The organism is Peribacillus sp. P4_B1 (assembly GCF_056402395.1).
The window spans coordinates 1-551 of sequence record NZ_JBFUHM010000180.1; the positions used below are offsets into that span (position 1 = coordinate 1).

At 35.2% G+C, this 551-nt stretch carries 1 pseudogene; it reads left to right on the forward strand.

Annotated elements, in window-relative coordinates:
• Positions 1 to 155: 155 nt before the first annotated feature.
• Positions 156 to 551 (forward strand): annotated as a pseudogene (locus AC1DVK_RS27155) (transposase); the annotation flags it as partial.

The following is a 551-nucleotide window of genomic DNA, read 5'->3' on the forward strand; positions in this document are numbered from 1 at the left end:
GCACCATACTGTCCCTTGCTTTCTAGGTAAATGAGATTCATTTTATTCGTTAGTTCTTTGTTTTCCTGTTCGCGATTGGATACGACAAGTTGAAGAGACTGATAATGGCTGCTTCTTGGGATTTCTAATACTTCACACATTCTCTGTACAGGGTTCAAAAACTACCCGCCCGAGTGATTATTCATCGACTAACTGAGGTACAAACAGAGAAAAGATTGAAAGAACAAGCAAAAAAAGAAAAGAAGAAGGGCATTACCTATAAAGACCGAAGCAAACGATTAAGTGGAATGAACATATTATTACAAATCTTTCTTTAGAAGACGTTCTAACGGAACATATTCATGAACTGTATTCGTTACGTTGGCAGATTGAAATTCTTTCTTTCAAATTGACAAGTGCATAGAGATTAAGAGGGAACGCTTAGAGTGTCACTTGTATGGGCAACTTATTAGCATTTTACTCTGTTCATCTACGATGTTTAGAATGCGTCAGTTACTTTTAGATAAGAAAAAGAAGGAGTTAAGTGAATATAAATCCATCTATATAATAAA